Annotated in this window: 24 protein-coding genes; 15 read left to right on the top strand and 9 right to left on the bottom strand. The window is 71.1% G+C overall.

Annotated features, from left to right (window positions below; genetic code table 11):
- Positions 1 to 4 precede the first annotated feature (4 nt).
- The 3 genes from OV090_RS47705 to OV090_RS47695 all read right to left on the bottom strand — a co-directional run bounded on the left by OV090_RS47705 (position 5) and on the right by OV090_RS47695 (position 1,465).
- Positions 5 to 493, bottom strand: coding sequence for a hypothetical protein (locus OV090_RS47705; RefSeq protein WP_267711765.1), 489 nt, complete (start codon positions 491 to 493; stop codon positions 5 to 7).
- Between the two features lie 140 nt (positions 494 to 633).
- Entirely contained in the window at positions 634 to 771 is a 138-nt protein-coding gene (locus OV090_RS47700) for a hypothetical protein (RefSeq protein WP_267711763.1), read from the bottom strand.
- A gap of 520 nt (positions 772 to 1,291) precedes the next feature.
- Positions 1,292 to 1,465, bottom strand: coding sequence for a hypothetical protein (locus OV090_RS47695; protein WP_267711762.1), 174 nt, complete (start codon positions 1,463 to 1,465; stop codon positions 1,292 to 1,294).
- Positions 1,466 to 1,511: 46 nt separating this feature from the next.
- On the opposite strand from OV090_RS47695, the gene OV090_RS47690 reads away from it, so the two are divergent.
- The 7 genes from OV090_RS47690 to OV090_RS47660 all read left to right on the top strand — a co-directional run bounded on the left by OV090_RS47690 (position 1,512) and on the right by OV090_RS47660 (position 8,708).
- The gene (locus tag OV090_RS47690) at positions 1,512 to 2,183 is read left to right on the top strand and encodes a ribulose phosphate epimerase (protein WP_267711761.1); all 672 of its coding nucleotides are present in this window, start codon (positions 1,512 to 1,514) and stop codon (positions 2,181 to 2,183) included.
- A gap of 292 nt (positions 2,184 to 2,475) precedes the next feature.
- Entirely contained in the window at positions 2,476 to 3,972 is a 1,497-nt protein-coding gene (locus OV090_RS47685; RefSeq protein WP_267711760.1) for a L,D-transpeptidase, read from the top strand.
- A gap of 308 nt (positions 3,973 to 4,280) precedes the next feature.
- Positions 4,281 to 4,865, top strand: a complete 585-nt coding sequence (locus OV090_RS47680; RefSeq protein ID WP_267711759.1) for an NAD(P)H-dependent oxidoreductase — start codon at positions 4,281 to 4,283, stop codon at positions 4,863 to 4,865.
- Between the two features lie 88 nt (positions 4,866 to 4,953).
- Complete coding sequence (locus OV090_RS47675; protein WP_267711757.1) at positions 4,954 to 5,130, top strand: hypothetical protein; 177 nt, start codon at positions 4,954 to 4,956, stop codon at positions 5,128 to 5,130.
- Between the two features lie 153 nt (positions 5,131 to 5,283).
- Entirely contained in the window at positions 5,284 to 6,552 is a 1,269-nt protein-coding gene (gene phaZ, locus OV090_RS47670) for a polyhydroxyalkanoate depolymerase (RefSeq protein ID WP_267711756.1), read from the top strand.
- Positions 6,549 to 7,337 (top strand): 3-hydroxybutyrate dehydrogenase, encoded by a 789-nt coding sequence (locus OV090_RS47665; protein ID WP_267711755.1) that lies wholly within the window; start codon positions 6,549 to 6,551, stop codon positions 7,335 to 7,337. The genes phaZ and OV090_RS47665 overlap by 4 nt, the downstream gene beginning before the upstream one ends.
- 30 nt (positions 7,338 to 7,367) lie before the next feature.
- The gene (locus tag OV090_RS47660; protein ID WP_267711754.1) at positions 7,368 to 8,708 is read left to right on the top strand and encodes a PHB depolymerase family esterase; all 1,341 of its coding nucleotides are present in this window, start codon (positions 7,368 to 7,370) and stop codon (positions 8,706 to 8,708) included.
- 179 nt (positions 8,709 to 8,887) lie between these two features.
- Here OV090_RS47660 and OV090_RS47655 read toward each other — a convergent pair whose 3' ends face one another.
- Entirely contained in the window at positions 8,888 to 10,756 is a 1,869-nt protein-coding gene (locus tag OV090_RS47655) for a hypothetical protein (protein WP_267711753.1), read from the bottom strand.
- Between the two features lie 355 nt (positions 10,757 to 11,111).
- On the opposite strand from OV090_RS47655, the gene OV090_RS47650 reads away from it, so the two are divergent.
- Both OV090_RS47650 and OV090_RS47645 read left to right on the top strand, forming a co-directional pair.
- Positions 11,112 to 12,593: a hydroxymethylglutaryl-CoA synthase gene (locus OV090_RS47650; RefSeq protein WP_267711752.1), complete on the top strand. Its 1,482-nt coding sequence runs from the start codon at positions 11,112 to 11,114 to the stop codon at positions 12,591 to 12,593.
- Between the two features lie 233 nt (positions 12,594 to 12,826).
- Positions 12,827 to 13,672, top strand: coding sequence for a hypothetical protein (locus tag OV090_RS47645; protein WP_267711751.1), 846 nt, complete (start codon positions 12,827 to 12,829; stop codon positions 13,670 to 13,672).
- 143 nt (positions 13,673 to 13,815) lie between these two features.
- On the opposite strand, the gene OV090_RS47640 is transcribed toward OV090_RS47645, so the two are convergent.
- Positions 13,816 to 14,385 (bottom strand): TetR/AcrR family transcriptional regulator, encoded by a 570-nt coding sequence (locus tag OV090_RS47640; RefSeq protein ID WP_267711750.1) that lies wholly within the window; start codon positions 14,383 to 14,385, stop codon positions 13,816 to 13,818.
- Positions 14,386 to 14,508: 123 nt separating this feature from the next.
- Between OV090_RS47640 and OV090_RS47635 the strand changes: the two genes are divergently transcribed.
- Positions 14,509 to 14,859, top strand: coding sequence for an EthD domain-containing protein (locus OV090_RS47635; RefSeq protein ID WP_267711749.1), 351 nt, complete (start codon positions 14,509 to 14,511; stop codon positions 14,857 to 14,859).
- A gap of 85 nt (positions 14,860 to 14,944) precedes the next feature.
- Entirely contained in the window at positions 14,945 to 15,466 is a 522-nt protein-coding gene (locus OV090_RS47630) for a DnaJ domain-containing protein (protein WP_267711748.1), read from the top strand.
- A gap of 180 nt (positions 15,467 to 15,646) precedes the next feature.
- Here OV090_RS47630 and OV090_RS47625 read toward each other — a convergent pair whose 3' ends face one another.
- On the bottom strand, positions 15,647 to 17,410 hold the full coding sequence (locus OV090_RS47625; RefSeq protein ID WP_267711747.1) for a hypothetical protein: 1,764 nt from the start codon (positions 17,408 to 17,410) through the stop codon (positions 15,647 to 15,649).
- Between the two features lie 157 nt (positions 17,411 to 17,567).
- Positions 17,568 to 18,350: an SDR family NAD(P)-dependent oxidoreductase gene (locus OV090_RS47620; RefSeq protein WP_267711745.1), complete on the bottom strand. Its 783-nt coding sequence runs from the start codon at positions 18,348 to 18,350 to the stop codon at positions 17,568 to 17,570.
- A 175-nt stretch (positions 18,351 to 18,525) separates the two neighbouring features.
- Between OV090_RS47620 and OV090_RS47615 the strand changes: the two genes are divergently transcribed.
- The 4 genes from OV090_RS47615 to OV090_RS47600 all read left to right on the top strand — a co-directional run bounded on the left by OV090_RS47615 (position 18,526) and on the right by OV090_RS47600 (position 21,746).
- A complete protein-coding gene (locus OV090_RS47615; RefSeq protein WP_267711744.1) occupies positions 18,526 to 18,852 on the top strand; it encodes a hypothetical protein in 327 nt (108 codons plus the stop codon).
- A 241-nt stretch (positions 18,853 to 19,093) separates the two neighbouring features.
- Entirely contained in the window at positions 19,094 to 20,107 is a 1,014-nt protein-coding gene (locus OV090_RS47610; protein ID WP_267711743.1) for a PAAR domain-containing protein, read from the top strand.
- 6 nt (positions 20,108 to 20,113) lie between these two features.
- Positions 20,114 to 21,235, top strand: a complete 1,122-nt coding sequence (locus tag OV090_RS47605) for an immunity protein Tsi6 family protein (protein ID WP_267711742.1) — start codon at positions 20,114 to 20,116, stop codon at positions 21,233 to 21,235.
- A gap of 4 nt (positions 21,236 to 21,239) precedes the next feature.
- Positions 21,240 to 21,746 (top strand): hypothetical protein, encoded by a 507-nt coding sequence (locus tag OV090_RS47600; protein WP_267711741.1) that lies wholly within the window; start codon positions 21,240 to 21,242, stop codon positions 21,744 to 21,746.
- 19 nt (positions 21,747 to 21,765) lie between these two features.
- Here the strand turns inward: OV090_RS47600 and OV090_RS47595 are convergent, their stop codons facing one another.
- The gene (locus OV090_RS47595) at positions 21,766 to 22,842 is read right to left on the bottom strand and encodes a M23 family metallopeptidase (protein ID WP_267711740.1); all 1,077 of its coding nucleotides are present in this window, start codon (positions 22,840 to 22,842) and stop codon (positions 21,766 to 21,768) included.
- 28 nt (positions 22,843 to 22,870) lie between these two features.
- Positions 22,871 to 25,000, bottom strand: coding sequence for a type VI secretion system tip protein TssI/VgrG (gene tssI / locus OV090_RS47590; RefSeq protein ID WP_267711739.1), 2,130 nt, complete (start codon positions 24,998 to 25,000; stop codon positions 22,871 to 22,873).
- Positions 25,001 to 25,183: the final 183 nt, after the last annotated feature.

Genomic DNA, 25,183 nt, shown 5'->3' with positions numbered 1-25,183 from the left:
TCGGTCACTGGGCCGCGGCCGGCTTGTCGGCGATCTTCGCCGTCTGCGAGCAATTGTTGAGGCAGGTAAAGCGATCGGTGTCGGCCAGGGTGCGGTCGGCGTGGCAGGCTTCGACGCAGGCGCCGAGGCGGTCGGTGGTGCCGGGGGCCTCCGCCTCGACCGTCCGGGTCAGCTGCTTGCAATCGTCGATGCAGGCGCCCTGGCCCGGCGATTGCTTGTGGCAGCGATCGAGGCACTTGGTGGCAGCGTCGAGCGCCGGCTCGCCGGCGGCGGTGGGGGCCACCCTGAACGTCACCTCGCAATTGTTGCGACAGGTCGCCGCGTCGGTGGCGCTGAGCTTCTGCGCGCTGCACTCGTCGAGGCACCCCGACAGGCCCTTGCGGTCGCCGCTGGGGTTGGCGTCGTGGACCTCGACGCGCGGCGCGGGCGGCGGCGCGTCACAACCAGCGACGAGGAGGAGGGTCGAAAACAGAGCGCGGTGGGCGGCGTGCATGTGCCGCATGGTCAGCAAGCCACGTGCCAGCCGATCTGCCAGCGATTCTTGCCGGCCCCGCGGGCCGAGACGAACGCCCTGCGCATCGTGGCGCAGTTGTTGCGTTCGGCGCCCGAACCATGGTCACGGCCTCGTGCCGCTCATTCGGGCGACTGCTGGCGCAGGCGGTAGCGGTTGAACAAGAACACACCGAGGATCATGAGCGCGCCGCACAACCAACCGAGCATGTTGGCGGCAAACCCGGGGAACGTGGCGATGAAGGCGATGCTGGTTGTCATTCGATGCTCCTCGCCGATCGAGTAGCAAGGCTCGTACCATTCGCACGTGGCGTAGAAGCGGCTCTGCGGCGGCCTCGACGGCGCAGAGCGGCGATTCGTTTGCGCAGAGCCGCAGATCGTGCGACGGCGCGGAGGTCACATGGGCCCCTGACGTCACGGCAGAGGCGAGCGAGCGAGCTCCGCCGCAGCCGGCGCCGGGCAACCGCGAGGCATGAATGCCATCGTGCGTGTAGCCGGATCCGGATGGTGTTGCTATTTCGACACGCGCATCGCGGTGGCTCCCGCGATTCTTCTTCACGTGAATCGTGGACGGGTCGACGAGCGTCGCGCGGGCATATCCCGCGCGTGTCGCGCTCAGAAGCCGCATCCGCGGGGGTCCTATCCGGCTTGTTTTTGCCTCTTAAACATGTTTTGTTAGTTGAGAAATGGTCGTGTTTACCTCGAATCAGGAGCTATTTCGCGCCTCTTGGAGGGTCCGAGGCCCGCTGGGTGGCGTCCTGCTCGCGCTTTCGTGGGCGTGTCAGCCGACAGGCGGGACGGACGCGACCAGCGAGGGGCAGGGCCCGGGCACCACGGAGAGCGAGGGGACGAGCGGCACGGGCACGACGACGAGCAGCGGTTCGTCGTCGACCTCGTCGACCTCGCCGACCACCGGAGCGACCACGGATTCGTCGGGTGACTCCAGCTCCTTCATCGAGGAGAGCACCGGTTCGTGCGCCGGGCCGGCGCCGGACGGGTCGATGGTCCGCTGTTCGCCTGCCAGTTGCTCGCTGTGGGAGCAGAACTGTCCTTCGGGCCAGAAGTGCACCCCTTCCCAGGGCTGGAGCTGGAACGAGTGTGTCCCGCTCGACCCCGAGCCGGGTGCCCCGGGCCAGCCGTGCACCGTCGAGGACGCTCCCGGCAACGGCGGGGACTCCTGCGATCTCGCCTCGATGTGCTGGGACGTCGACCCGCAGACCCACGTGGGAGAGTGCTTCCTCCGCTGCACCGGCGGCCCGAGCGACCCAGTCTGTCCGGACGGCACGACGTGCGTGCTCAGCAACCACGACGCCCTCATCCTCTGTCTGCCGACGTGTCACCCGCTCGCGCAGGATTGCCCGGACGGCGAGGCGTGCCTTTCGTCGGGCGGGGACTCCGAGCCTTTCGCGTGTATCGCCGAATACTCCGGCGACGAGGGGCAGGTGTTCGATTCATGCGACTACGCCAACGACTGTGACCCGGGCCTCCTGTGCGCGAGCCCGGAAGCGGCCGTCGAGTGCGACCCGATTGCCAACGGTTGTTGCCTGCCGTTCTGCGACACCGAACAACCCGTCGCCTGCCCGGGTGCGATGCAAACGTGCCAGCCGTGGTTCGAGGTGGGGGCAGCCCCGGCGGGGTACGAGCACGTCGGGATGTGCACATTGCCTCTGTGACATGTCCTTGTGGACATGATCAGAAGGAGAGTTCGCGGACCACCTGCGCCGGAACGACAGGTCTTGAGAAGTCGCCGACGGCCGTCGCGGTCTGCGGCCGCTCGCCGCGCGAACATGGTCCGAGGGACATGTTCTGAAGAGCTGCCGCCGAGCGCACGCGCGCGCCGGGCGCGCGTGGCGCCGAGGCGAGGTCGCGGACGTCGGCACGGCCTCCGCGCGGCCGGAGAGGCGGGACAGCCGCGCCGCGCCGGTTTTTTGCCGGAAGCGCGCCGAAGAGCGGACAATCGTTCCCATGCTGCGCTCGCCGCGAGGTGCTCCGGCGTCCCGAGTCTGTGGTTTTTGTCCGCTGGTCGTCGCGGCCGCGCTGGCCGGCTGTTCGGCGCCGCCCGGCGAGCTGCTGGAGGCCCCGGAGAGCGTGCCGGCGACCAGCGACGAGGGCCTCCCCGGCGAGCCCACCGCGGAGCCGGCGGCCACGAAGGAGGCCAGGCCGACGGCCACGGACAAGGACGCGAGCGCGACCCCGATCGGGCATCGCTCGGTCAAGTCGGGCGCGATCGTCTACGCCGCGCCGCATCGTCGGGCCGAGCGGCGCGGGCGGACCGAGGCGCGGCGGCCGTTCGCCATCTATTCCGTCGAGCCAGGGGACGGCTGCGAGGGGGACTGGGCGCGCGTCGAGAAGGGCGGGTTTGTCTGCCTCGAGTACGGGGCAGTCAGCAAGGGGCCGGCGCAGATCCAGCCCGAGCTCGCGGACGGGCAGATGCTGCCGTTCATCTACGCGAGGCCGAAGATCCTCGACCGCAAGACCGGGGCGATCGCCAAGGTGCCGCGCTACCAGGACCGCTACGCGCTGGTCCGCGGCGACCCGCCGCTCGACTTCCTCGAGGCCGATCGGCAGTACACCTTCGTCCGCACCAAGACCCGTCGCGCCGGGCTGATGCTGATCGACGCCGAGGAGCGGGCCACGCCGGCCCGCGACATGAAGATCGCCGCGCCGAGCGTGTTCGCCGGGCGCGAGCTGGCCAGCGAGCCGGTCGCCGACGACCTCCGCCCGGCGTGGGCGGTGGGCCGGCCTGCGGTGCTGCGCGAGCGACCGGACCCCGGGGCGCGCCAGGTCGGCGTCGTCGAGTATCACGCGACTCTGGAGATCGATCCGTCGCCGATCGGGGTCGGGGAAGATTCGTGGTACGCGGTGCCCGACGGCGGTGGCCCGGGCGCGCAGGCCTACGTGGTCGCCGCCGACATGAATTATTGGATCCCCGGCCCCGCGCTGGCCGAGGCCAGAGCCGATGAAGTGTGGATCGACGTCGAGCTCGGGCAGCAGACGCTGGCGGTGATGCGCGGACCATCGCCGGAGTTCATCACGCTTATCTCGAGCGGCGCCGGCGGCACGGGCACCCCGCTGGGGCTGTTTCGCATCTACGAGAAACTCGCCATCTCGCCGATGCGCAGCGGGCCCAACGCCGAAGATCCGTACTATGTCGACGGCGTCCCGTGGGTGCAGTACTTCCACCGGCGCTACGCGCTGCACGCCTCGTACTGGCACGACGACTTCGGCAAGCGCCGCAGCCACGGCTGCATCAACCTGTCGCCGAAGGACGCCGCCCGCGTCTACACGCTCACCGCCCCCGAGGTGCCGGCAGGCTGGAATTCGCTGCGCGAGCACACCGGCGACCCGGGCACTCTGGTACGCGTCCGCCGGGGCGCCGAGGCGGTCGCCGACCGCCGCCTGCCGCTCGGGGTGATCGAGGAGGGCCAGGAGGGGCAGGAGGAGCCGGAGAGCCAGGAGTGATGACATTTTTCTAAAAAATATGTCCGAAAGGACATGTGGTCGTGCATCACTGATTGATGTCTCGGTGCGAGGACCTGCGGCTCGGGCGCGCCGACCCTCGGGGTGTCCGTCGTCGACGCAGCTCGGGACCGCGCGAGAGCGACGCCGTGGTCACCGGCGTGTGCGCAGGTAACATGGATGTGCCTCCTTGCGGGTGGCTTCCGCGGCGCCCTATACCTGCATGGCGAGCGCGGCCCCAATCGTCGGTGCGCCGATCGATCGTCCTCGCGATCATCACACTCCGCATTCTTGGCGAAGGAGCAGCAGGCATGACCACGGTTTCGATCATCATCGGCAGCACCCGCGAGGGTCGGTTCGGCGACAAGCCGGGGCGGTGGATCTTCGACCATCTGGCGCGGCGCGCCGGCGTGACCGCGAAGCTCCTCGATCTGCGCGACTACCCGCTGCCGTTCTTCGATCAGGCGGTGCCGCCGGCGATGCCCGGTCGCCCGCCCTACGCCAACGAGGTGGTGCAGCGGTGGACCGCGGCGATCGGCGCCTCGGACGCTTTCATCGTCGTCGCCGCCGAGTACAACTTCGGGCCTCCGGCGGTGCTCAAGAACGCGATCGACTGGGTCTACCCGGAGTGGAACCGCAAGCCGGTCGGGTTCGTCAGCTACGGCAGCGCCGGCGGCACGCGCAGCGTCCAGCAGCTGCGCGAGCTCGCGGTCGAGCTGCAGATGGCGCCGATCCGCAGCGCGGTGCACCTGCCGCGCGAGACCCTGATGGCGCACTTCACCGGCGGCGACATCCCGAGCGCGCTGGCCAAGAGCGACGCCGACGCGGACCGGCTGCTCGACGATCTGCTGTGGTGGACGAACGCCCTCAAGGTCGCGCGCTCCGCCGTCGCCTGAGCTGCCGCGACGGAGCGGGCGCGAGGCCGCCCCGGCAATCCTCATATGGATCGCATCGGCGCGCGGCTGGAGCCGCTAGACTGCGGTGATGCGATTCGCCAGCCGGCTCGTGCTCACCGCTCTGCTCTTCTCCGTCGCCGGCGAGGCTGCGGCCGTCGACAACCCCGAGTGCCTCGGCAGCGCCTGCGGTCGGCCGACCGAGCAGCGCGCCGAGGAGGGCTTCTTCGCCTCGCTGTGGGAGGAGTTCCTGGCTCTGTTCGCCTGACCTCTCGCGGACGTCGTCGCGCGCGACGTCGCGCCGGCGCCTGCACCCGCAGAAGGCCCGCGGTTTGTGCGGCGCAGCATGGCCTGCTGGGCTCCGGGTCAGGAATCCGCCCATTCCTGGCGATCCATGTTGCAGTGCAGCAAAGGTCGCGGCATGCTGCGGGCCTTCATGCTCTACGAGCTCCACGACCTGCAACGCCGCTGGTTGCGACCTTTCGCCGGGTTGGCCCGGGTCCAGGCGGACCTGCTGCGGAGGGCGCCGGCGGGCCTCGGGCGGCCCGCCGCGGCCGGCTGGGAGTTGCTGCGCCGCATCACGAAGGACCACCCGCGGCCGGCCTTCGGCATCGAGTCGGTGGAGGCCCACGGGCAGACGGTCGCGGTCCGTGAAGAGGTGGTGGTGCGCACGCCGTGGTGCCGGCTGGTCCGGTTCGCGCGGCACAGCGACGACCTGCAGGTCGGCGCGCGGCTGGCCCGTGACCCGCGGGTGCTGCTGTGTGCCCCGCTGTCGGGCCACTTCGCCACGCTGCTGCGCGACACGGTGCGCTCGCTGGCGGCCGACCACGACGTCTACGTCACCGACTGGTCCGACGCCCGCGAGGTCCCGCTGGCCGACGGCTTCTTCGGGCTCGACGATTACGTGCTGCACCTCGAGCGATTCTTGCGCGCGCTCGGGCCGGCGCGCACGCACATGATCGCGGTGTGCCAGCCGGCGGTCCCGGCCCTGGCCGCGGTGGCCCGCATGGCCTCGGCGGGGCAGGAGACGCCGGCGACGCTGGTGTTGATGGGCGGGCCGATCGACGGCCGCATCAACCCGACTCAGGTCAATCGCCTGGCGAGCGAGCGGCCGCTGGTGTGGTTCGAGCAGAACCTGATCCACCGCGTGCCGGCCGGCTTCCCCGGCGAGGGCCGGCGGGTGTACCCGGGGTTTTTGCAGCTGGCGGCGTTCGTGTCGATGAACCCGGGCCGCCACTTCGCGGCCTACCGCAATTACTGGCTCGACCGCGTGCGCGGGCGCGACGAGCAGGCGGCCGCGCACGAGCGCTTCTACGACGAATACAACGCGGTCCTCGACATGGACGCGCTCTACTACCTCGAGACGGTGCGCCTGGTGTTTCAGGAGCACGCGCTGGCCCGCGGCACCTGGTGGGTCGCCGGCGAGCCGGTGCACCCGGGCGACATCCGCGACACCGCGGTGCTGACGGTGGAAGGCGCCGAGGACGACATCACCGGCGCCGGCCAGACCCACGCGGCGCTCGGCCTGTGCTCGGGCGTGCGCGAGGCCGACAAGCAGCGGCTGACGGTCGAGGGCGCCGGTCACTACGGGATCTTCTCCGGCGCGCGCTGGCGCGGATCGATCTACCCGGCGGTCCGCGAGTTCGTGCGTGCCCACGACCGCATCACCACGAGAGGACAATTGACATGACGCAGTTCGCGGGCAAGTCGGCGCTCGTCACTGGCTCGACGAGCGGGATCGGCCTCGGGATCGCCGGCGCCCTGGCGGCGCGCGGCGCCCACGTGCTGCTCAACGGCTTCGGCGACGTCGACGCGGCGCTGGCGAGCGTCGGCGATGCGGCGGCGAAGTCGGGCGCGCGCGTGGCCCATCACGCCGCCGACGTGTCGAAGCCGGCGGAGGTCGAGGCGATGATGCGCCACGCCGACGACGTGTTCGGCGGGGTCGACATCCTCGTCAACAACGCGGGCATCCAGCACGTCGCGCCGGTCGAGGAGTTCGCGCCGGAGCGCTGGGACGCGGTGCTGGCGATCAACCTCAGCTCGGCGTTCCACACCACGCGGCTGGCGCTGCCGCGGATGCGCCGCAAGGGCTGGGGCCGGATCGTCAACGTCGCCTCGGTCCACGGGCTGGTCGCGTCGGCCCACAAGGCGGCCTACGTGGCGGCCAAGCACGGCCTGGTCGGCCTGACCAAAGTTGTGGCGCTCGAGACGGCCCGCACCAACATCACCTGCAACGCGGTGTGCCCGGGCTGGGTGCTGACGCCGCTGGTGCAGGCGCAGGTCGAGGCGCGGGCGATCTCCGGCGGCCTCGACCTCGACGCCGCCCGCGACGAGCTGCTGGCCGAGAAGCAGCCGTCAGGCCAATTCGTGACCCCCGAGCAGCTCGCCGAGCTGGTCTGTTTCCTCAGCAGCGACGCGGCCGCGCAGGTCCGCGGCGTGGCCTGGACGATGGACGGGGCCTGGACCGCGCAATAGCGACAGAAAACCCACGTGGAGGATACGGCCATGCATCGATTCGCCCCGCTTCTCGTCACCGCCGCCGCAGTGGTCGGCATGCTCTCCAGCCCCGCGCCCGCAGCCGCCGACGGCGTGTGGTCGTCGCGCACGGTCGCCGGGATGACGACGTATGTCTATACCCCGGCGACCGCGGGGGTGGTCGGCGAGGGCCGCGGGCTGCTCGTCGCATTGCACGGCTGCTCGCAGCAGGCGACGGTGTTCCGCGACCTCGGCAACTGGGCCAGCGCGGCCGAGGCCTACGGCATGGTGGTGGCGGTCCCCGCGGCGCCGAACGGCGGGGTGCTGCTCGGCTGCTGGGACTACTTCGGCGGCAATCACTCGCGCACTCAGGGCCACGCCGGCGCGCTGCTGCAGCTGGCCGCGAACCTGACGGCCGACGCGGCGCTCGACGTCGACCCGGCCCAGGTCTACGTGGCCGGGCTGTCGTCGGGCGGCGGCATGGCGATGGTGATGGGCTGCGTGGCGCCCGACGTGTTCGCCGGGGTCGGCATCGACGCCGGCCCGACCGTCGGCACCAGCTCGTCGCAGATCGGCAAGGTCTCGACGTCGCAGCAGGCGGCCAGCTCGCTGTGTAAGAGCCTGGCGGGGGCGCACAGCGGCGCGTTCGCGACCCAGCTGACGTCGGTGCTCGCGGGCACCAACGACTACGTGGTCGCCCAGGGCTACGCCGACCTCAACGCGGCAGTGATGGCCCAGCTGTACGGGGCGACGTCGGCGGGCGGCTTCAGCGTGGCCGACCTCGAGGGCTATCAGCCGAGCGGCACGGGCCTCTTGTGGGCCGACGCCGACGGGCCGCGGGTGTCGCAGATCCGCGCGACCTCCCTGGCCCACGCGTGGCCGGCCGGCAGCGGCAGCGGGGCGGACAAGTCGTACGTGTCGCCGAAGCACGTCAACTACGCCTGGTACCTGGCGGATTTCTTCTCCACCAACAATCGCCGGCTGTGCCCCGACTGCGGGGGCGGCAATGACGACAGCGGGAACGGCGAGACCGGGTCCGGCGAGACTGGGAGTGGCGAGACCGGGAGCGACGACACCGGCAGCGGCGAGACCGGGAGTGACGATTCCGGCGGCGCCGACACCGGCAGCGGCGACACCGGGGTCGAGCCCTGCACGCCGTCGACCCCGTACGTGCAGGCGGTGACTGCGACGATCTCCGGGCACTTCTCGCGCTTCGCCAGCTATCCGCACGGCTACGGCACCGCGGACGCGACCTACACCTCGCTGTTCTCCAAGTACGGCATGTCGACCGCGTTCCCGCTGTACCAGGGGAGCGACGGCAAGTGGTACGCCGACCCCGCCAAGGTACCGGGGGCGGTGAAGTGCCCCTGAAGGCAGTCGGCCCGGCGAGCGCAGCATTGCTGCGCGAAGGTCGGGCCGAGGGCGCGGTGACAGACTGGATGTCTGAAAGGACATGCCCTTGTAGGCATGTCCTTTGGGTTATGTCATTAACGCCGATCGCGGCGCTCCGTTCGTCCTCGCACGGCGCGAGGACGGCGGGTGCGTCCGCGTCAGAACGACAGCGACTCGGCGTCGAGGACGTCGTTCTTGGGATCAGTGGCGAGCGTCTTGCCGGCCGGGGCGGGGACCTGGTTCTCGACCCAGTCGACCAGGTAGAGGAAGGCCCGCTCGGCGTAGGGCTGCATCAGGACGAAGCGGTCGGCCGCGTTCTCCTCGCCGATGGTGCCGTCGAAGTCGTAGTCGAGGCCGAGTCCGTCGCTGTGGGCGTCGACGTGGCCGCCGTGCGACACGACGTAGAGGCGGTGCTGCGACGGCGTGCCGAACGCGGACACCGCGGCGCGGTAGCTCAGGCCGTGGGCGCCGAGGCCGTTGAGGCCGTCGCCGTCGCCGTGGACGCTGATCAGCGGGGCCGAGAACTCGCCGGTGGTCGCGTTGGCCAGGGCCCACTCGACGTGCTCCTCGGTGAAGCCGGCGTCCTGGGCCTGCGCCAGCCACTCGTACATCGCGGGCGGCTCGTCGTTCGGGCCGGTGTAGCACGAGTAGGCGGCGGCCTCGGTGGCGTCGTGGCCCATGAGCTCGGCGCGGAACACGTAGCCGGTGAAGTTGTAGTAGCCGACGCCCTTGAACTGCGGCAGGCCGAAGCCCTTGAGGTAGTCGAACGCGGTGTTGTAGGCGCCCCAGATCGTCGCCGAGGCCGGGTCGAAGCCGGCGGCCTGCATCGCGGCCTGGGCGTTGGGGTACGGAGGGATCTGGGCGTAGTTGGCCGGCGTCGTCTCGGTCAGCGGGTCGTAGGCGTAGCGCATCGTCAGCGCCGCCGCCTCGTTGGTGCGCACCAGGTGGTCGCTCGCGGCCAGCTCGGCCGGGGTCACGACGTCGTCGGCGTCAGTGTCGAGCACGCGCGCGTCGGGATAATAAACGCCGGCCCAGTCGACGCCGCCGGCGAACACCGCGGGCTCGCCCTGCAGCACGCGCAGGCGGTCGAGCTCGAGCGCGCGGCGGACCTGGTAGCCGCCGTTCGAAAGGCCCGCGGCGTACACCGCGGTGGGCGCCTCGCCGTAGGCGGCGGTCAGCCGCTCGCCGGCCCACTGGCCGAGGTCGAGCAGCATGGTGCCCCAGTGCTGCGACGGGTGCTGCTTGTTGAGCATGGTCGCGTTGCCGTCGACGCCGCCGTTGGTCATGCCCTTGTTGCCGACCACGACCGCGTAGCCCTGCGACACCAGCCACGCCAGGAGCACGCCGTGGCTCGACCACTCGTTGCGCGTGCCCGGGGTGCCGAGCACCACGAGCCGGCCGTTGTAGTCGGTCGGCACCGCGAACACGAGCTCCTGGGTGCGCTCCTCGATCGTCAAGGCGCCGGTGACCTCGACGCCCGGGGTCTCGCTGGTCGGCACGCGCTGGGCGCTGTGCAGGATGCTCGCCTTCATGGCGTCGACCTTCTTCTGCTCGCCCGCCGGCAGCGCGTCGTACTCGGCGCTGCCCTTCACGAGGCCCCAGTAGGTGCTGTGCTCGATGCCGCCGTCGCCGCCGCCGAGCCAGTCGACCCGCACGCCGCCGTCGAGGCCGACCACCAGAGCGTCGAGGTCCGGCGGCAGGTCGCCGGTGGTGCTCGTGGTGGTGTCGGTGTCGCCGGTGGTGGTGTCGGGACCCGTCGAGGTCGAGGTCGAGGTCGTGTCGCTGGTGGTGTCGACCGGGTCGGTGGTGGACGTCGTCTCACCGGTGGTGGTGGTCGTCGTCTCGCCGGTGGTGGTCGTGATCTCGCCGGTGGTCGGCGGCTCGCCGGTGGTGGGCGGCTCGACGGTGGTCTCGGTGGTCGACGTGGTCGTCGTCGCGTCGGTGCCGGTCGAGGTGTCGGTGCCGGTCGAGGTGTCGGTGTCGGTGGTCGTCACGGCCGAGTCGCCGCAGGCGACCAGCAAGGCCAAGGAAGTCGGGAGCGCGCTGCGAATGTGCATAGCGGAGCAGACCACATGGATCCGTGAAAGCAAAGCGGCGAATCATCGCGGCCCACTCCCCGCAGCGGCGATCGGCGCAGCGGCGATCGCTCGCGCCGGCGGATCGATCGTCGCGTGAATCGATCGCCGGATCGCTGCGCGAGTGGAACGCGTTGCATCCGCGGATTGTCATGATCGCGCTCGCGCTCGTGCAATTCCCTGCGCGGAGGATTGCGCGCCGGTGCGCATTGGCGTGAGCGGCGAAATCGCAGCAGGCGAGTGGCGCGGCGCACAGGGCGACGGGCGCGGCGGTCCGGCCGCCGCGGACTCGCGTATGGTCCGCGCCATGTCCGAAGCGCTTGCTCTTGCGAACCCGGGCCTCTCGGGGCTCTCGTTGTACGTACCACGACCGCGCGTCGCGCTGAGCGCGTTCGCCGGGTGGACGGGCGCCGATCCGGCCAAGCTCGCGGCGGTGGTCGGCGACGCGTTCCGCGTGCCGCAGCCCGAGGAGGACGTCTATACGATGGCGGCCGCGGCGGTGCTGCGCCTGCTGCGAGAGCACGACGTCGATCCGTCGCGCGTCGGCATGCTGGCGCTCGGCACCGAGTCGAGCGTCGACAACGCGGTGGGGGCGGTGATCGTGCGCGGCATGGTCGACGACGCGCTGCGCCGGGCCGGGCGCGCGCCGCTGCCGCGCGACGTCGAGGTGCCGGAGGTCAAGCACGCGTGCCTCGGCGGGATGTATGCGCTCAAGGCGGCGCTGCGCTACGTGCAGACCGACGGGGCCGATCGGGTGGCGATCGTGGTCGCCGCCGACATCGCGCAGTACGAGCGCGGCAGCTCCGGCGAGCCGACGCAGGGCGCGGGCGCGGTGGCGATGCTGGTCGAGCCGCGGGCGCGCCTGCTGGCGCTCGACCTGCGCACCGCGGGCAGCTCGTCCGACGAGCGCGGCTGGGATTTTCGTAAGCCGGTGGCGCGCCACTTCATGAGTGAGTACCCGGAGAGCTGCCGCGGCGAGCGCGACTTCCCGGTGTTTAATGGAAAGTACTCGACTGTCTGCTACGTGGAGGCGGTGGTGCGGGCGCTGCAATCGGCGCACGCGCGCGGCGGCGGCGATCCGCGGGCGCTGCTGGCCGAGCCGGCGGCGCTGCTGCTGCACCGCCCCTACGATCGCATGCCGGTCGCGGCCCTCGGCGCGGCGTGGGTGTGGGCCTGCGTCCGCGCCGGTGATCGCGAGGCCCTCGGCGCGGCTTGTGTGGCGGCGGACGTCGGCTTCGAGGCGCTGGTCGCCGAGCTCGCCGGCGACAGCCGCGTCCGCGAGGGGGTGCTCGCGCAGGGGCCCGAGTTCGACCCGCTGGCGCGCACGCAGGCGGTGGCGCGGCACGTGGTGAAGGACGAGGGGTTCGCGCGCGTTCTGGCGGCGACGCAGCCGGGCCGGGCGCTGGTGCGCCAGCTCGGCAATCTCTACACCGCGTCGCTGCCGGCGTGGATCGCCGCGGCCTTCGCGGAAGCCCACGCGCGCGCGCTGGCGTGGGACGGGGCTGCCATCACGCTGGTCGGCTACGGCAGCGGCGACGCGGCAGAGGTGTGGTCCGGGCGGGTGGTGCCGGGCTGGCGCGAGGCGGCCGGTCGCTGCGACGTCAAGGCCGCGCTGGCCGGGGCGATCGAGCTGGCGCGCGAGGACTACGAGGCGCTGCACGAGCGCCGCGCCCCGGCCCGCGAGCTGCCCGCGCCGACGCCGTTCGCGATCGCTGGCCGCGGGCGTACGTACGGGCGCAACTGGCAGGACGTCGGGGTGACGCACTACCGCGTGAACGAGCCCGGCTGAGCGGAAATACGGCTGACTCGCGCCGCGAGGCGCGAGTGACGACCCGTTCCCGCGGCTCGATGCGATCGGCCGAGGAGGCCGCCGCATCGTTGCGGATATCGCCGGTGGTCGTGCGGGTCGTGTCGGCGCACGCAGGATGGGGACAGCGGCCCGCGACGACGCGCTTCCACCGTCCCGAGACCCGGCCTCCGAGCAGGCCGCCGCGCGGCCTGATACCATGATCGAGGAGCGCCATGACTGCGGAGAGCACCTCGGAGATCGTCGATCAGTTTGTGCGCGCTCTGGGCCGACCCGCGTTCGACGCGGAGCTCTCGTGGCTCGCGTTGGACGCTGCTCGCACGCTCGCGCGGGTTCCGTCCGAGCAGATCTTGCCCCACGTCGGGCCGATCGTGACTGCGCTGGCGAACTGGTTCCGAGTGACCGGCGGCGACGCGGCGATCGACCATGCGGCCGAGGTGCTCGCGCAGATCGAGCCGCGCGCGCTGGCGGCGGCGCTGGAGGGCGTGCTCGGGGCCGGCGACGAGGCGGCGCGCGCGGGCTGGCTCCGCGAATTGGACGGCCTCGCGCTCGCGTGCCCCGCCCTCTTTCCCGTGCTCGAGTTGCTCGCGCCGCGCCAGCCCGTGCATGACGCCGCGTTCGAGGCCGAGGTCGTGCGCTTTGCGCCCTACGTCGACGCGTTCCTCGCCGCGCTCGCCGAGAAGGCCGCGCTCGGCTCGCTCGGAGCGTACAAGGCGGCAGTGCGCGCGCGACTCCGGAGCCCGAGGGTGCTCGACCGGTATCTCGCGCTCGAGTGGGCCGCGCTCTCGCTCCTCACCGCTGAGGAGAAGAACGCGATCGTCGTCAACGCGAGCTCGCACGCGCCGGCGCCGAACGTCGACCTCGTGGACTTCAGCGTGTGGGTGAACAGGTGCGTCGTCGAGGTGGTGGAGGACCCGGCGACCGAGATCGATCGAGCGGAGCTGCGCGAGCGCGATCCGGACTCCGCGGACGAGGTCGAGCTCGGGGAAATAGTCGGTCTGTACGATAGCGACCGCACGCGCGCGCTCAAAACCGCGGCGCTCCGCGCGTTCGGCCTGTGAGCGCGAACCCTGCGGCGACGATCCGGGAAGGTCGAGCGCTGCGGCGTCGGGGCAGTGGAAATCGACTCACTCGAGTCCGCGAGTGAGATGTCCTCGGGACATGTCTCGCTGCGCGAGGCCAGAGCCTGCCGCGGTGATTCGAGTCAGCCGGCCGCCCGCAGCGCCGCGAGCGTGAGCTGCACCCGGCGCCGCAGCGCGGCCTGCGACGGCAGGGTGTGGGCGTCGCTGAGCGCTCCGATGCAGAAGGCGGCCAGCTCGGACGGCGGGATGTCCTCGCGTACGAGCCGCTGGGCGATCGCGTCGGCGAGCAGCGCTTGCAAGAGCTGGCCGAGCTGCTGAAACCCGCGCGCCACCGACTCGCTGTGCCGCATGCGGGCGACCAGCTCCGAGCCGTGCTCGGCGTGGGCCAGCCGCGCGTAGGTCTCCAGCACGCGCTCCAGACGCTGCCAGGGCGTGCCCTGGCGGTCGCGCGCGGCCTGCAGCTCGGCCAGGTGGCTGGCCACGTCGCGCTCGTGGAGCGCCAGCAGCACCGCGTCGAGCTCGCGGAAATATTTATAAAGGGTCGCTCGACCCATGCCGGCGCGCTCGGCGATCGCCAGCATGGTGGTGGCGGCCAGGCCCTGCTCGGCGATCAGCGCGGCAGTGGCGTCGAGGATCGACGCGCGCATGTCACGCCGGTGCAGCTCGATGGTGTCGGCCCAGATCTTCGGCACCGGCGCAGCATAACGCAGCCGCGGTCAGCCTGGCACCACCGGAGACATGGTGAGTTTGACAGAAGACAGTGTGTCTTGATAAAAAGATCGCCGCGGTGCCCGGCACCGGGAGGAGACGACTTCATGCTGACGATCATGGCGTTCCTGGCCAGGCGGCCCGACCTCACGCCCGAGGCGTTCATCGACCATTATGAAAACCACCACGTGCCGCTGATCTGCCGGCTGGTGGGGGCGCCGCCGGTCTACCGTCGCAGCTACCTGCGGCGCGACGAGCCGCTGCTGCCCGGCGCGGCGATCGGCTTCGATGTGGTCACCGAGCAGAAGTTCGCCGATCGCGAGGCGCTGGAGGCGTGGCTGGCCGCCGTGTCACAGCCCGAGGTGGCCGCGCAGGTGCGCGCCGACGAGGCGCGCTTCCTCGATCCCCGGCACTACTTCGCCTACGTGGTCGAGGAGCACGTCACGACCAGCGCCTGAGGATGCAGCGCGGGGCGTCGTGTCGGCGAGGGATGCGCTCGGCGGCCGTCGTTCGCTGCGACGGAGTTCGGGTACCATCCGCGGCGTGTCCGAGCTGTTCGCCGCAGCCGTCTCGATCGCCCCGACGCGGCGGCGCCGCTTCCTGTGGGCCGCGTGGTGGACCGCGCCGCCCTCCCGCGAGCCGTTTCGCCGGCCGGACGCGTCGGAAGGGGGCGCGCGCACGCGGGACGAGGCGCTGCGCCGGGCCGAGAAGGCGGCAGGACGCACGTTGGTGCAGATCGAGCCGCTGTGGGCGCGCGCGTGGGGCCGCGTGCTGATGGGCGAGCCGCCGTTCGCGCAGGCGGCGGGCGAGGCCACGCACGCCGCGCCGCGAGCGAGCCGCGAGCCGGAGCAGGCTTCGATCTGGCAACTCCTCGGCCTGACGCCGCACGCCACGGTCCCGGAGATCCGCACAGCCTTTCGCCAGCGAGCGCTGGTGACCCACCCGGACCGCGGCGGCGATCCCGAGGCCTTCCGCGCGCTCCGCGAGGCTCACGACGAGGCGATCGCCCGCCGCTCCCGCGCCGGCAAACGACCGCGCCGCAAGCGGCCGGATTCGCCGGCATGACTCGGGGCGAATACGTACAAGTGTGACTGCCCCGGCGACGGCCTCTCGAGCGTGTGTCCTCGGGGCGACGGTCTCGCTCGCGTCACTCCCCGCGGCGATGGGCTCGTGCGCGGCGCTGGACCTTCGTGGGTGCGCGAATCATCATACATGTCCTTTTAGACATGTATAATGATTTGTCTCTCACTCGACGACCACGTGGCGGTAGCCGAGCTGGGCGTCGACGATGTGGATGTCGAGCTGGCGGGCCGCCGCGTCGCCGGTGATCCACGCGGCGTTGCCGGCGAGCGGGAAGGCGTCGTCGCCGCGGGGCAGGTGCGTGTCGGCGATCAGCGCCGCCGGCACCAGCGCCTCGCCGGCGGCGTCGATGACCATGCCCCACGTCCCGGCGAAGGCCGGCTGCGCGCCGTCCCAGCGCTCCCACAGCACGGCGTAGGTGTCGTCGCCGAGGGGGACCAGCTTGGGCCGCTCGGCGTGGGTGGTGCCGCCGTTCTCGCTCTGATAGTGGGTGAGCCAGCGCAGCCGGTTCTGCCGCGGCTCGCCGCCCGACTCGACGTCAAAAATGTCGGGCAGGGCAGGGTCGAGGTGCATGCCGCTGTCGGCGGGGACAGTCTCGAAGTCGCGGCGCACTCGCACGATCGCCAGCTCGCGCGAGCCAGACACCAGATCGCCGGTGCCGGTCGTCGACTCCGTGGCGAACAGCGCCAGGTAACCGTAAGTCGGGTCGCCCTCGATCGGCGCGGCGTTGCCCAGGCGGGTGAAGGTGTTGTTGTTGCCGGTGTTGCCCTTGATCCCCAGCAGCGAGTAGGGGTCGCTGTCGGGCTCGACGCGGGCGAAGGTGACGTCGCGGGGGAAGGCGTCGCCGAGGTGGAGCTCGAGGAAGCCGAGGCCGTCGTGGAACAGGCGGTGGTCGAAGGAGTGACTGACCCAGATCGACGAGGTGCGGGTGACCGCGCCCGAGCCGGCGTCGAGGTGGGTGGTGAGCGCCTTCTGGTGGCGCGCCATGATGTTCCAGTCGGTGTCGGTGTTGTTGCCGTGGACGAGGGCCAGGGCGCCGGCGCCCCAGGCCAGCCGCGCGGTGCCGGCGACCATGGGGTTGATGATCGGCTCGGAGTCGGGCGCGACTGCCTCGCGGCCGAGGTCGACGTCGGTGTCGAATTGGACGGCGCCGTCCCACGACTGCTTGACGACGCGGACGATCCCGCCGCGGTGCTGGCCCGGCTGCGGGTCGTCGAGGGTGAGGGTGTCGCCCTCTGCGACGCCGCTGGCGACGTAGAGCTGGCCGTCGGGGTCGCGCGCGAGGCCCATGACCTTGTCGAGCATCTGCGGCTCGAGCACGGCGGTGATGACGTAGTCGTCGGCGCTCGGCTCGAGGCGCAGGACGTAGGCGTGGCCGTCGGGACTCTGGGCGTAGTCCTGGACGAGGACGTCGATCGTGGCGCCCAGCGGAACCGCGACGATCTCGGGCGACTTGCCGTACTGCGGCTCCCAGCTGGTGGGGCCGACCAGGTCTTCCTGATTGACGTCGAACGGCACGAGCAGCTCGGCGATGGTGCCGACCGGCACGAGCGGCGGCTCGCCAGTGTCGGTGGTCCCGGTCGAGGTCGGCCCGGTGTCGGTGGCGACCGGCCCGGTCGTGCTGGTGGTCTCGTCGGCGTCGGTGGTGCCGGGCACGCTCGTGCTGCCGGTGGTCGGCGCGTCGGCTGTGTCGCTCGCGCCGCCCGTGGTGGTACCGGCGGTCGGATCGGTGGTGGCGTCGACGGTCTCACTCTCGCTGGGAGCGCCGACCTCCCCGCACGCCGCCGCCCACGTGAGCCCGAGCGCCACCCACCTGCTTCGCCTCGCGTCGATCGCCATGACGCGACGGTAGAGGATCGACGCAGCCTTCGTCGAGAGGTCGCGCAGACCCTGGCCCGAGGCCGCAACCTTGCGGTTCGTGGACCTCATGCGCGCGAGCGGATGCGTCCGCGAGGCGCGAGGTGAATCATGACATGTCTAAAAAGACAGGTATGATTCGTGACCTCTGCGCGGGTGGGGACTTGCCAGCGCCGAAGCCGCTGGTGGGAGTCGGCAATCACCACACCGCGCCGACTTTTTCGCGGCCTCAGCGAGACTGCGGCGGACCGCCGAGCCCGGCCTCGATCGTAGCGACGTCCTCGGCGGCGTAGAACTTGGCCTGGAACGCGTGCATCTCGGGCCGCGTGAACACCTCGGCGCGCGGCTGCTCGATGGCGGCGGCGATGATCTCGGCGACCTCCTCGACCGGCTGCGCGCCGGGGAGCTGCCGCGAGTCGAGGCCGCCGTGGCGGGCGTTGTCGCCGAAGCCGGTGGCGACCACGCCGGGCAGCACCGTGGTCGCGTGGATCTCGGGGAACTGCGGCCGCAGCTCGAGGCGCACGCTGGTCATCAGCGAGTTCACTGCGGCCTTGGCCGCGCTGTAGGCGCTGCGGATGGGCGTGAACGGGATGCGCCCGAGCATCGACGAGACCGCGACGATCTGGCCGCGCTGCCGCTCCTTGAAGTGGGGCAGCACCGCCTGCACTGCGTAGAGCACCGACTTGAAGTTGGTGGCGATCATGTCGTCGACGTCGTCGTCGGTGAGCTGCGAGGGCATGCGGGAGATCCCCCGGCCCGCGTTGGCGACGAAGACGTCGAGCCGACCGAACTGCGCGAGCGTGCGCTCGACCAGCTTCTCGTTGTCCTCGCGCCGCGAGACGTCGGTGGGGACCGCGAGCGCGCGCTCGCCGAGGCGACCGACGACCGCGGCCAGCGCCTCGGCGTTGCGGGCCGCCAGCACGATCGTCGCGCCGCGCGCGTGACAGACGTTCGCCAGCGCCTCGCCGATCCCCATCGACGCGCCGGTGATGACGATGACCTTGTCCTGCATGCCCGACATCGTAGGCAATCTCGGCGCGAGAAGCAGCCGGGTCGCGGCGAACGGCCGGGCACGAGGCCGCCGAGCCCGCTGGACGGGGTGCTCGCTCGCGTCATCCTCCGCGGTCGTCGCCGCGTGCGGCGCGGAAGCAGGACGGACCGTCATGTTCTTTTTAAAAGAAATCTGCGTGCTCCTCGGCGCTCTCGCTGCGCACCCCGCTCTGGCCGAGCCGGACTCCGACGAATCGGACTCGCCGAACTCCGAAGAATTCATGGCGGACGTGCCGGCCGGCAGCTGGGGCTGCATCGTCGACATCCTCGCGGCGGACGACGCCGCGTATTGCCTGGCCCACTGCGAGGGCTTCGCCCCCGACGCGGCGCGCCCGGCGTTTCGCCACAAGGTCAGGTTGGGCGACGTCCCCGACGATTGGTGCGCGGGGAAGGCCTGGAAGTATTGCCAGAAGCGCGGCCGCGAATTGGACTACGCGTGCTGGGGCGCTTTCTTCGAATGGTGACGGCGAGCTGAAGGCCGGGCGCGCTCGGAACTGCGAGCGTGCCGGGCGCACCGGGGAGTCCTCCACGGCGATCACCGCCCGGGTCCTTCCGCCGCGCCGATCTGCGCGCAGCGGCGCGCTCCGCCTTCGCTGACTTCGGCGTGGTGTCGGCGGTGTCGCACCTCGTACCGACGCAGCTCGCGCGGCTCTCGTTGCGGGCCCGTTCTGTTACGATGCGAAGGTCACCCGCATCGGTGGATGCATGCCCGACGCCGCGCGCATCAGCGACTTTCACGTCTGTCCCCACCCCGGGGCCCCGGCGCACGTCGGCGGCCCGATCCACAGCGGCAGCGCCAACGTGATCATCGGCTTCCTGCCGGCCGCGCGCGAGGGCGACGCGATCGTCTGCTTCCCGCTCGGCCCGGCCGACAAGATCAAGCAGGGCTCGGCGACCGTGCTGATCAATGCGCGGCAGGCCGCGCGGCGCACCGATCCGGGCGTGCACATCTCCGGCGACCTGATCGCGGCCGGCTGCCCCACGGTGATCATCGGCGATTCGACGCAGTGCTTCACCATGCGCAACGCGGCGCGCCGCGGCACCCCGTTCTGCGAGGAGTGCGAGAAGCCGCGGCGCGACGACCTCGACACCCACGACCACTCGGCCCAGCCGCGCCCGCCCGACCCCGAGACCGCGACGCTCGACGACGAGGAGCCGCCGCCGGGCGCCCGCTCGGGCCGCGACGCGATGGTCGACGTCGACGCCAGCAAGCACGAGCTGGCCGGGCCCGGCGACGACCTGCCGCACGAGCGCATGTCGGCGCGCTTCGCAGTCGCCTACCAGTTCTACGCGGCGCACATCGGCAGCCTCAAGCCGAGCCAGATCCTCTCGCACATCAAGGGCATCGATCTGTCGCGCGGGGTCGAGGTGGTGTCGGTCGCCAAGCAGACGCTCTTTCAGCACTGCATCCCCGGCGCCGGGCTCGGGCAGTACTTCACCGCCGACAAGAAGACCACCGCCGAGCAGCTCGGCTGCTCGTCGTCGGTGTACCCGATGGTCGGCGACTCGCCGCGGCCGCCGCCGGTGGTCCGAGAGACGCGGCCGGTCCCGTTCGGCGGGGAGGAGGCGCTGGCGCTCAAGAGCACCAGCGCGGCGATCGACGACGATTGGTCGTACAAGCAGAAGGACCAGCCGGCGCCGGACAAGATCGTCCGCTGCCCTGGCGGCGGCACGCAGCTGATGATCCCTCGCAAGTTCCACCCGCCCGTCGGGATGTGACGCGCCATGCCCGACCTCATGCGGATCGTCTCGCGCGACGCCTTCGCCCAGGTCCTCGGCGAGGCCCGGGCGCGCACGCAGGCGCTCGATCCGTCGCAGTCGGCGACCCTGCGGCGGATCGCCGACCAGCTCGAGCTCATGGCTCGCACCACCGCTCGCGGCCGCGTCCCGCACGAGGACGACCGCGCGCGCGTCGACATCGGTCTCATCGCCGCTCGCGAATTCGAGGAGACCGATCCCCGCTACGCCGACCAATTGCAGGAGCTTGACTACACGTACCGGCGCTACCCCTTGTTGCCGCCGGGGCCGCCGGTGCGGCGGCGCGGGGTGCTGCAGGTGTGGTCGGGCCGCGAGACCTGGCACAAGCTGGTGCTGGAGCCCGGGGTGCCGCGCACCGTCGGGACCGCGAAGGCCGACTTCGTGGTCGACGCCGACGGGGCAGGGTCGCCGCAATTCCAGATCCTCTGGGACGGCGTGTGCGCCCAGGTGCAGGCGATCGATCCGCACCGGCTCACCATCGACGGTCAGCCGGGCTGGCACGGCGAGCTGGCGCATCGCGGGTGGATGACCGCCGGCGCGACCACCTTTCGCTTCCTCGTCGAGGACTACAGCCCGCCGCCCGGGCCGGTGAAGCCGAGCGACGCCGCTCGCGCCGCGCTCGCAGAGTTGCAGCCGTGCAGCCGGGCCGGTCGGCTGTACGCGATCGTCGACGCCGCTCGCTCCGACCGCGCGCTGCAATTGCTCGAGGAGAGCGTCGACGCCTACGCGTCGCTGTACGACGGCGAGCAGGGGCGGGCCTACGACGACGTCGCGCCGTACCTGGTCCAGCTGCGCGCCGACTCGGGGCTGCTGCAGCGGCTGGTCGAGGAGGGCTGGGGCGACGCGTGGGGCATCTACGTCGAAAGCGCCCGCGACTTCCTCGCGGTGCGCCGGCACTTCCGTCAGTTCCTCATGGTCGAGGCCGAGGGCGAGGCGCACCGGCTGTTCTTCCGCTACTACGACCCGCGGGTGATGCACGCGTTCGCGGCCACGATCACGCCCGAGCAGCGCAAGGAGTTCCTCGCCGGCATCGACCGCATCGTGTTCGAGCGGCCGGACACCGCGGCCCTGCAAACCTTCTCGATGTGAAGCCATGCTGAAGATCACGCGCGAACAGATGGACGACTTCCGCCAGCGCAGCGTCCGCGGGTTTCAGGAGCGGATGGCGGCTCACCTCGGCGAGCGCTTCCCGCTGCTCAGCGCGGCGCTCGGAGGCCAGGGCCTGACTGCGATGATCGAGAAGGGCCTCGCCAGCGCGGCGCTGCACGGGATCGTCAAGGAGAAGGACGTGTGCCGGCTGATCGAGCTGCTGTGCCTCGTCCGCGACGTGAAGGAGGGCGAGCCCGGGTGGATGACCCAGGTCCTCGACCTCGCGACGCCGGCCAACATCTCGGCGCGGCTCGAGCAGCTCGGCGCGATGGCCTCGGAGCGGCTGACGCAGACCCCCGAGGAGGAGGCCGATCCGGCGCAGACGGAGGCCGCGGCGGCGCTGTCGAGCGGCGAGACGCGCCCGTTCGACGAGCGCGCGGGCGTCGAAGATCCGGTCACGCCGTGTCCGGCCGCGCCGGGCAAGAAGCGGCTGACCGGGTTCTCGTCGTAGTCGGCGCGGCGTCGGCCGATCACGACACGGGCCGCGGCCGCGGCAGCGGGATCGGCACCGGGCTGCAGGTGCCGTCCTCGCCGCAGATGCCCTCGAGCTCGCCGGTGATCGGCGGCCCGGCGCCGGGCTCCTGGCGGTCTTTGGCCTTGTCGCCGACGCGGAAGCGATCGGGCGAGCTCCAGTGCTCGGGCCGGGTCAGCTTCGAGTCGTCCTTGTAGGCCTTGAAGTCCAATTGGTGCATGTACAGGCTGTAGAACACCAGCTTGGGCCGCTTGTCGGGCTCGCCGTCGGGGATCTCGAGGCGATGGCGCACGAGGACGAAGCCGCGTGAATAGAGGGCGCGCGCGCCGTTCGGGAATTCGACGTGGGGGTACTCGCTGTCGACGCGATAGGCGACGATCTCGCCCTCGCGGATGCAGCGGACGCCCTTCTCCTGATCGAGGGTCGCCTTGCTGTGCTCGTCGAAGTGGATCCCGCCGTGCCACAGGCTGTTGCCGCCGATCGGGTAGAAGCCGTCGTCGGTCCGCGCGAGCGCGCCTTCCTGGCCGCCGAGCACGCCGAGGAAGGTGCCCTCGTTGGCCTTCTGATCCTCGTTGCCCTCGAACGGGTAGGACCACGGACCGCCGCCGGTCTCGGCCGGCTGGCCGCCGCCGCCGTCAGGGAAGTCGAAGGTGTGCGGGTCGACCGTCGCGTGACCGCGCGCGAGGTTGGGCCGCCCGGGCGTGCCGCCGGGCATGACTTCGAAGTGCAGGTGGTTGCCGGAGCTGACGCCGCCGGTCATGCCGACGGTGCCGACGGTCTGGCGCGTCGTCACCTGGGTGCCCACGGCCAGCGGTGAGGCGACGTTCATGTGGCCGTAGAGCGTGTGGACCGTCTGGCCGCGGATCGTATGCTCGAGCACGATCGTGTTGCCGTAGCCGCCGACCCAGCCGTTGAACACCACCGAGCCGTCGGCCGCGGCGGGAATGGGGGTACCTTCGGGGGCGCCCCAATCGTCGCCGCGGTGCGGCTGGACCTTGCCGCTCGTCGGGTGCTTGCGCGCCGGGTTCCACCGACTCGTCAGGCGGTACGGGGAGCCCGGGTTATAGGTCGGCATCGTCCTCCTCGCGGCGGTCGGGCCCGGATCACTTCGAGCCGCGCTCGGACGGCGTCGCGGCGGTCGGCGCGGCGTCGTTGGCGTCGCGCGCGGTGTTCGGCGCGGCGTCGGTCCCACGCACCGGGGCGCCGGCGCTGTTGATGTAGACCATGTTGCCCTTGATGTAGATGCCGCCGGAATTGATGGTGATGAACCCGCCCGGGCCCTGGATCGTCAGCGCGCTGCCGGCGTCGAGGACGATCTTGGAGGAGCGCAGGTGGATCTCGTCGGCGGCCTCGATCGCCAGACGACCGCCGATGGTCGTCTGCTCGTTGCCGTCGACGATCCGCGAGACGTGGCCGTCGACCTTCTCGAGCGTGTTCTTGCGGGTGTGCTCGTTGCGGTCGCCGTCGATGAGCTCGAGCTTGTCGCCGAGCAGGTGCATGTCGACGCGGCCGACGCCGTCGATGCCGCCGACCAGCAGCTCGACGTCGCCGCCGAGGTGGGCCTTGGTGTGGCGGTGGATCGTCAGGTGATGGTCGTGGAACAGCTGGACGAAGCTGTCGCCGGCCTTGCCGCCCTCTTCGTGGCCGACGGTCACGTGCGAGTTGTTCCACACCGTGGAGAAGGCGTCGTTGTTGACGCGCACGTCGATGTTGCGCTCGGCGTGGAGGAAGATCTGCTCCTCTTTCTTCTTGTCCTCGAAGCGGAACTCGTTGTACCCGCCGCCGCCGAGCGAGCTGTCGGACTTGATGGTGCTCTTGGTCTTCTGCTCGGGCAGCGGGTACGGCACCTCGTTCTGCCCGTGGTAGATGCGGCCGGTGATGATCGGCCGGTCCGGGTCGCCCTCGAGGAAGTCGACCAGGACCTCGTGGCCGATGCGCGGGATGAACATCGCGCCCCAGCCGTTGCCGGCCCACAGCTGGCTGACGCGCACCCAGCAGGTGCTGGTGTCGTCGAACTTGCCCTCGCGGTCCCAGTGGAACTGGACCCGCACGCGGCCGTACTTGTCGACGTGGACCTCCTCGCCCTCGGGGCCGGTGACGACCGCCGACTGCAGGCCGCGCATCACCGGCCGCTGCGTCACGCGGGCCGGCCGGAACGGGACCTTGAGCTCGGTGACGGAGAAGTTGTTGTCGTACGAGCTCGCCTTCTGGCCGTCGTGGTCGAGCACCTGCTGCTGCTCGCCGCGGTGGTGGACCTCGGTGATCCGGTACTGCGTGTTGAGCTCCTGCTGCGGGTGACTGGCGAGAGTCATCGTGTGCCCGGGGGTCAGCCGCGGGCAGTCGCTGTCGCCGGTGCCCTTGCGGCGGGTCGCCTGCAGCTCCTCGAGGCGGATCTTCGCCAGCACCTGGCCCTCGTTGGGGCCGGCGCGGCCGGGGTCCTGGTACTCGCCGGGGAAGTCGTAGGCCTCGAGCTCGGGCTTGGCCTTGCCGGTCTCCTTGACCTCCATGGCCTGGTCGGGCTTGTGGAGGTTCTTGTCGCGCAGCGAGACTGTGCCGGTCCGGATCCGCCCGCCGAACCGGAACTCGGTGATGTGCTCGCGATCCTGGATCGCGCCGTCGGGCGGGTTGAACCACACCGTCGAAGTGCCGCCGATCGCCGGGTGGGCCTGGCTGCTGTCGGCCATCACCCAGACGTGGCGGCTCTCGTCGTGCTCGAACCAGTAGCAGATGCCGTCCTCTTCGAGCAGGCGGCTGACGAACGCGAGGTCGGTCTCGCGGTATTGCACGCAGTAGTTGCGCGGCTCGTACTTGGCCGACAGCGCGAAGCGGAACCGGTCCTTCGCCACGCCGGCCTTCGTCAGCACCTCGCTGACGATCTGCTGGGTGGTCTTGTCCTGGAAGATCCGGCAGTCGCTGCGGTGCAGCAGGAGGTGCGCCGAGGGGCCGAGCTTCAGCGCGTAGAGGTCGAACTCGCGGGTGTGGCCGATGTACTCGGCGTCGTAGACGATGCCGTGGACGTGGCGCGGGAGCTCGGCGCCCTCGATCGTCAGCAGCGCCGACTGCCCGAGCATCGCCTCGGTGTCGAGGTCGACGGCCGCGACCTCGATCGAGAACTCGAACGGGCTCGAGATGGCCTCGTGCCCGGTGAAGCGAACCACCCGCAGCGAGGCGCCGCCGACGTCGAGGGTGAAGATCGCGTCGCTCGACTGCAGCACCGAAGAAGGATTGGACACGTCGACAGCCATCCGTAGGGGCCCGGGCCCTTGTTTCGCACGATAGGTGCAGCGACGAGAGCCCGTCAACACGCGGCCTCCAGCGCGGCCGCATCCGACTGCGCGCATGCGCCTATGGACTAAGAAGATCCCCGCGCACGAATCCGCGCGCGCTGGGCGATGCTGCGCAGCGACGCACAGTTC

It is taken from the genome of Nannocystis sp. RBIL2, from assembly GCF_026626745.1.
Taxonomy (GTDB): Bacteria; Myxococcota_A; Polyangia; order Nannocystales; family Nannocystaceae; genus Nannocystis.
The sequence above is the reverse complement of the archived record's forward strand: the minus strand, read 5'-3'. Positions and strand labels throughout refer to the sequence as shown.